We start from the raw sequence: 6071 nt of genomic DNA on the forward strand, positions 1-6071 counted from the left end.
CACAAAATGCTCCAGGCCAGATGGAACAACGACTTCCTTCTCCGCGCCCTCGCCCATATGCGATAGCCCTACGCTTGCGGGGGAGGTCGGATCGCATCGCCAGATGCGATCCGGGTGAGGGTTCTCTCCACACGAAGAGTCTCGCCGCGGAGACACCCTCACCCCAGCCCTCCCGGAGCGAGCTATGCTCGTCTCCCCGCAAGCGGGGGAGGGAGCGCAGTGTCGTCTGGGGCGCCACTCTAATTCCTGCGCTCCGCAACGAACCGCGCCGCCGCGCGCAGCACGTCGCCCTTCGGTCCGAACACCGACAAAGCGGCATCGGCGCGGGCGAGGAGGTCGCGGACGCGCTGCTTGGCGCCGTCGATGCCGAGCTGGGTGACGAAGGTGGTCTTGCCGAGCGCTGCGTCCTGGCCAGTCTGCTTGCCGAGCGCGGCGGCATCGCCCTCGACGTCGAGCAGGTCGTCGGCGATCTGGAAGGCTTCGCCGAGCGCGCGGCCGAAATCGTCGAGTGCCAGATATTCTTTCTCGGAGGACTGGCCGAGGATGGCGCCGGCGATGCAGCCGAAGCGGAGCAGCGCGCCGGTCTTCATCTGCTGCAGCCGCGCCACGTCCACCGGCTCGCGGTCGCCGAACCGGCCTTCGCCAGCCAGGTCCAGCATCTGCCCGCCCGCCATGCCGCCGACGCCGGAGGCGCGCGCCAGCGCGCGGGTCAGCGCCAGCCTGACGCCGGCATCGCGATGGATCTCGTCGCGGGTGATGATGTCGAAGGCGATCGTGAGGAGCGCGTCGCCAGCGAGGATCGCGGTCGCATCGTCATAGGTTTTGTGGAGGGTGGGGCGGCCGCGGCGCAGATCGCTATTGTCCATCGCCGGCAGGTCGTCATGGATCAGGGAGTAGCAGTGGATACACTCGAGCGCGGCCCCCGCCATCAGCGCGGCGTTGCGCGGCACGCCGAACACGGCGGCACTCTCGACCACCAGGAACGGCCGCAGGCGCTTGCCGCCGCCGAGGCTCGAATAGCGCATGGCCTCGATCAGCCGCCTCGGGCGGACGATCTCGTCCTGCTCCACGGTGTCGGCCAAAAGTTTCGCCAGCAGGGCCTCGGTATCGTCAGCGGTCTGGTCCAGACGCTTGGCGAATTCTGCAGTACCGGTCGTCATTAAGAATTGCTCCAGATCAGATTCCGGGGCGGACAATCGTTGATGGCATCGGCTTCGTCAATTCCGCCCGCCGGCCGGAAATGCCTTAAAAGTGCTGGAAAACCTGCCAATTATCGCGAAATCTCACCCGAAACCGGCCAATATTGCCGGCAGCGCCGACCCGCTTTCAGCCGGAACCTCCAATTTGCGCATTGTCCGGATCCTTTTGCTGCTGCTGGTGGCCGCGCTGCTCGTGCCCTACGTGCTGACACCGCTTTACCGGTCCGGCCATCCGGTCTCGGCGCTGATGGCTTGGCGTTACCTGAAGGGTGCGCCGGTCACGCGGCAATGGGTCGATTTCAATGCGATCTCGCCGTATCTCCCCCGCTCGGTGGTGGGCTCGGAGGATTCGAAATTCTGCAGCCATCGCGGCATCGACTGGGACGCGTTGCAGGATGCGATCGACGATGCCGAGGACGGCGAGCCGGGCCGGGGCGGCTCGACCATTACCCAGCAGGTCGCCAAGAACCTGTTCCTGTGGCCGGGCCGCAGCGTGGTCCGCAAGGCGCTGGAACTGCCGCTCGCCATGTGGATCGATTTCGTGCTGCCGAAGCAGCGGATCCTGGAAATCTATCTCAACATCGCCGAGCTCGGCCCGTCCGGCCAGTTCGGGGCCGAGGCCGGTTCCCAATACGCCTTCGGCCGTTCCGCGGCGACTTTGTCGCCACGCGAGGCAGCGCTGCTCGCGGCGATCCTGCCCAATCCGGTCAAGCGCAGCGCCCGCAATCCCGGTCCCGGCGTACGCCGCCTGAGCGCAACCTATATGGCCCGCGCCAGCGCGGTTCAGCGCTGCTGGAGCGAGAGCCGCGGGTTCTGAATGCGCTGCATCGGCGCCTGGGAACTAGGGTTGCCCATTGGGGTCAAGAAGTAGTAAAACTTGCTCCCGGCAGTTGAAGGAGCTCTCATGGCATCGGTCGAGAAAGTGAGCGTCGCACTGACGAGCGAGCAAATATCGGCGCTCAAGGCCGCAGTAGACGCGGGAGAGTACGCCACCACGAGTGAGATCGTCCGCGAGGCGGTGCGGGACTGGCAATTGAAGCGTGAACTACGCCAGGAAGATATCAGACGGCTTCGGCAGATGTGGGATGTCGGCATTGCGAGCGGCTCAGCCGGCGATCTGGATATGAAGAAGCTGCGTGAAGAGGCCCGCGAGCGGCTAGAGAGTGCGAAGAAAGCCTCCGGCAATGCCGACTGAGCTGGTCTGGTCGAACCAGGCGCGTACTGACCTGCTGGACATCTACGTCATGATCGGGCTTGAACAACCCGCTGCCGCCGAGCGCTATTTCGATCGCATCGAAGCCAAGGCGGAGCTGCTGAGGTCGCAGCCAAGGATGGGTGTGCGTCGGTCTGATCTTCGTCCATCAATGCGCATGCTGGTCGAGGCTCCTTATCTGCTGCTCTACCGCACCGATCCGGACACCGATGAAGGCCCGATCGACGCGATCGAAATCATCCGGGTCGTTGCCGGACGTCGGGACCTGCACGGCCTATTTTAGATAGGATGAAATTGTGCGCACTTACGGAGCCCCGCATGCGGCAATCGATAGCAAAATGATCATGTTATGTTCTGGCGGAATCGCGGAGGCTTGGCCTCGCTCGCAAGCGGAGAGGCAACGCAATCTGATCGCGTCAGGCCCTAGCTTTACGCCATCCCTTCCTCTATAAGCGCGGCCTTATTGGCATCGCAGCTCGCTTTTGACGCGCGTCCTTAATTTCGGACGATGCCTCCGCAACACCCCTAGAGGACCGTTATGGCTGTTCCCAGAAGAAAAACCTCGCCGTCGCGCCGTGGCATGCGCCGATCGGCGGATGCGCTGAAGAAACCGACCTATGTCGAGGACAAGGATTCCGGCGAGCTGCGTCGCCCGCACCACCTCGACCTAAAGACCGGCATGTACAAGGGCCGGCAGGTCCTGAAGAAGAAAGAATCCTGATCCTCGCGGGATCGGCGAACATTTGGATTCCCGGCTCTGAAAGCAGGGCCGGGATCACGATTGATTGGGCCGCCTGAAATCGGCCAATGAGTGCGATCAGACGGTCCGGGTCGGCGCGTCGAGCGTGATCCGGGAAGAGTGGCACCGGTTTTCCCTCGCGACAAACGCGTAGCGTTTGTGCGGAGGTCATGCTCAAACAATGAAATGAGATCATGATCCGATTCATCCCGATCGGATCACGCTCTCTGGGCGTTTCGCTCCTGGTTTCCTTCGCTAAGGCCTCGCTCGCATGGTCGGTTTTCCGCTGCTGCTGATTCCGCTCGCGGTCTACAACATCATCGTCTTCCTGATGCCCGGCGTTTCGCTGGCCGATCCGTTGCTGACGGTGACGCTGATGTCGGGGGCGGAATGGCCGATAACGCTGAACGACATCCTGCTGGCGCTCGGCATCCTCCTGCTGTTGCTCGAGGTCATCAAGGGCGCGCGACCGGGCGCCAAATTCGTGATGGATCATTTGCTGTCGCTGATCGTGTTCGGCGCGGCAGCCGCCGAATTCGTGCTGTGGCCGAAATTCGGCACCTCGACCTTTGGTCTGCTGACTTTGCTGGCATTGGCGGATTTCATCTCCGGAATCGCGCTTCGCACCCGCCGTCGTGCGGTGGCGCCCGCAACACCGGTGCAGCAAATCGAGCCGGAACCAGCCCCTCCGCCGCAACCCGCACCGGCGCCACCCCCACAGCCGGCTCCCGCGCCGGCCCCGCAGCCGGCTCCGCCGCCCGCTGCCTCAACGACGTCAGCGAACACGATGCCGCCGGCGGCTTCGGTCGCGGAATCGGTGCCGCTGGATCATTCCAAGCCGACGCAGGCGCAACCCGCGGTCGCCTCCCCGGACCTGCAGCCGAGCCGCAATCCGCCGACTGAACCGGAACAGCGCTGAGCGCGATCAGATGATCTGGCGCGTGCGGCGCGCGACGCCGCGCCGTTCCTGCGGATGGGCGCCATAGGCCATCTGCGCATCCGCCAGCGTGGCGCGCCGCAGCGGACGAGTCTCTGGCGCCAGCGCCGCAGTTGCGATCAGTTGGGTCACAAAGCCTGCGTCGGGCCGTGGCAGCGGCCGTTTGGACTCGGAGTGCAGGGATTCGGTCAGCGGGACGAGTTCAGCCGAGGTGGTGGCGGCGCCGGTTAAAACCTCGCCGTCCAGCACTTGCCTTGATCCGCCGGCTTCCGGCATCGCTGATCCCGCCCGATTGTCACGTTTCGGGACGCTACCATCCCCCTTGGCCTCGAACTCGCAAGGTCCATGCCGGTGCACGGGCTTTTGTTCCCGATGGCGGCAAAACGTGGTTTCCAGATTATTTATGAACTTTACCTAAGGTCTGACTGGAAACAGAGGCACACTCCGGGCTTGGAATCACTTACCCACTGTCACGTGCGTCCACCTGTATCCACTTGGCCCGTGTCCTGAATTGGCCGTGTCCTGAAACGAGGCGACAGCAGATGCCTTCCATCCCGCCAGCCGCCGACATCCTGGCTTCGCTCGGCCAAGTGACCTTTGTCTGGGATATTGCCTCCGATGCGCTCGTCTGGAGCGACAATGTGGCCTCGGTTTTCCCGGATCTCCCGGCGGAGGCGATTGCAAGCGGCGCTGCATTTTCCAGGCTGATCGAGCCATCGCGCGCGATCCGCAGCGATGCGTTCGGCCAACCCGCGCCGCTCCGCAGCGGCGAGGGCATGCCCTACCGAATAGAGTACGGCGTGCGGGCGAGCACCTCGGCGCCCGTGATCTGGATCGAGGAAACCGGCTGCTGGTTTGGCGGACCCGACGGCCGGCCCGTGCACGCCCAGGGCGTGATCAGGATCGACAATGAGCGTCATGCCCGCGACGAGCAGCTCGTGAAGCTGTCGCGACACGATCCGCTCACCGGCGAACTCAACCGCACCCATCTGATCGCCGCGCTCGCCGAGGCGATCGAGGAGGCTACACGCTTCCGTTCGTCCTGCGCCTTCATGCTGATCGGCATCGACCATCTGGCGCGCATCAACGACGCCTTCGGCTTCGACGTCGCCGACGCCGTGATCGCGGAGATCAGCAAGCGCATCCGCGCCCGCCTGCGCGGCGGCGACGTGCTCGGGCGTTTCTCCGGCAACAAGTTCGGGCTGATCCTGCGCAACTGCACCGTCGACGATGCCAATGTCGCCGCCGAACGTTTTCTCACCGCCGTGCGGGAGGAGATCGTGCCGACCAGGTCGGGCCCCGTCTCGGTGACGGCGTCGATCGGCGCGGTCAGCGTGCCGCGCCACGCCCGCAATGCCGATGAGGCGATCAACCGCGCCCAGGAGACGCTCGATACCACCAAGAGCCGCCGCGCCGGCTCGTTCCTGCTTTGGAAGCCGAATGTCGAGCGCGACGCTCAGCGCCGCGTCAACATCCGCGTCACTGACGAGATCGTCACCGCGCTGAACGAACGGCGCATCGTCGTGGCGTTCGAGCCGGTGGTCGAGGTGCAATCGCGGCAGCCTGCCTTCTACGAGTGCCTGGTGCGCATGCAGCAGGAGGACGGGCGGGCATTGTCGGCGCCCGACATCGTGCCGGTCGCCGAGCGTCTCGGCCTGATCCGGCTGGTCGATCACCGCGTGCTCGAGCTTGCGGTGGCCGAGCTTGCCGCTTCACCCGAGGTTCAGCTCAGCCTCAACATCTCGCCTGATACCACGATGGATCCGGACTGGCTGGCCGGAATCGAATCGCTGATGGCCGCGCATCCCGGCGTCGGCGAGCGCCTGATCGTCGAGATCACGGAGACGGTGGCGATCAGCAATCTCGACGAGGTGCGCGGCTTCGTCACGCGCCTGAAGAATTTCGGCAGCGCATTGCCTCATCAAGAATGTTACCGGAGAACTGACCGTCAGGATTGGGGCGGCGACACCGAATCGGATCGGT

8 protein-coding genes are annotated in these 6071 nt (G+C 64.5%); 6 read left to right on the forward strand and 2 right to left on the reverse strand.

The features are described 5' to 3' along the window. Positions 1-239: 239 nt before the first annotated feature. Positions 240-1160, reverse strand: coding sequence for a polyprenyl synthetase family protein (locus tag AAFX91_RS37760; RefSeq protein WP_130583144.1), 921 nt, complete (start codon positions 1158-1160; stop codon positions 240-242). Between the two features lie 184 nt (positions 1161-1344). Between AAFX91_RS37760 and mtgA the strand changes: the two genes are divergently transcribed. From mtgA to AAFX91_RS37785, 5 genes are all read left to right on the forward strand, one after another. Beyond that, a complete protein-coding gene (mtgA, locus tag AAFX91_RS37765) occupies positions 1345-2016 on the forward strand; it encodes a monofunctional biosynthetic peptidoglycan transglycosylase (RefSeq protein ID WP_394569886.1) in 672 nt (223 codons plus the stop codon). An 87-nt stretch (positions 2017-2103) separates the two neighbouring features. Further along, complete coding sequence (locus tag AAFX91_RS37770) at positions 2104-2394, forward strand: type II toxin-antitoxin system ParD family antitoxin (protein WP_130583145.1); 291 nt, start codon at positions 2104-2106, stop codon at positions 2392-2394. Next, entirely contained in the window at positions 2384-2695 is a 312-nt protein-coding gene (locus tag AAFX91_RS37775) for a type II toxin-antitoxin system RelE/ParE family toxin (RefSeq protein ID WP_130583146.1), read from the forward strand. The genes AAFX91_RS37770 and AAFX91_RS37775 overlap by 11 nt, the downstream gene beginning before the upstream one ends. A gap of 255 nt (positions 2696-2950) precedes the next feature. Continuing rightward, positions 2951-3133, forward strand: coding sequence for a 50S ribosomal protein L32 (gene rpmF / locus AAFX91_RS37780; protein WP_024509484.1), 183 nt, complete (start codon positions 2951-2953; stop codon positions 3131-3133). A gap of 289 nt (positions 3134-3422) precedes the next feature. Continuing rightward, positions 3423-4070, forward strand: a complete 648-nt coding sequence (locus AAFX91_RS37785) for a hypothetical protein (protein WP_130583147.1) — start codon at positions 3423-3425, stop codon at positions 4068-4070. 6 nt (positions 4071-4076) lie between these two features. Here the strand turns inward: AAFX91_RS37785 and AAFX91_RS37790 are convergent, their stop codons facing one another. After that, on the reverse strand, positions 4077-4364 hold the full coding sequence (locus tag AAFX91_RS37790) for a hypothetical protein (protein ID WP_130583148.1): 288 nt from the start codon (positions 4362-4364) through the stop codon (positions 4077-4079). A 266-nt stretch (positions 4365-4630) separates the two neighbouring features. Here AAFX91_RS37790 and AAFX91_RS37795 point away from each other — a divergent pair. Beyond that, positions 4631-6071, forward strand: a 1441-nt coding sequence (locus AAFX91_RS37795; RefSeq protein WP_394569889.1) for a diguanylate cyclase domain-containing protein, incomplete at its 3' end; no start/stop codon positions are given.

It is taken from the genome of Bradyrhizobium sp. 31Argb, from assembly GCF_043638955.1.
Lineage (GTDB): Bacteria > Pseudomonadota > Alphaproteobacteria > Rhizobiales > Xanthobacteraceae > Bradyrhizobium.

Bases quoted from the DNA above. Each gene is read 5' to 3' on its own strand.
- AAFX91_RS37775 (WP_130583146.1), top strand. From the start codon at position 2,384: ATGCCGACTGAGCTGGTCTGGTCGAACCAGGCGCGTACTGACCTGCTG.
- AAFX91_RS37785 (WP_130583147.1), top strand. From the start codon at position 3,423: ATGGTCGGTTTTCCGCTGCTGCTGATTCCGCTCGCGGTCTACAACATC.
- rpmF (WP_024509484.1), top strand. From the start codon at position 2,951: ATGGCTGTTCCCAGAAGAAAAACCTCGCCGTCGCGCCGTGGCATGCGC.
- AAFX91_RS37760 (WP_130583144.1), bottom strand. From the start codon at position 1,160: ATGACGACCGGTACTGCAGAATTCGCCAAGCGTCTGGACCAGACCGCT.
- AAFX91_RS37770 (WP_130583145.1), top strand. From the start codon at position 2,104: ATGGCATCGGTCGAGAAAGTGAGCGTCGCACTGACGAGCGAGCAAATA.
- AAFX91_RS37790 (WP_130583148.1), bottom strand. From the start codon at position 4,364: ATGCCGGAAGCCGGCGGATCAAGGCAAGTGCTGGACGGCGAGGTTTTA.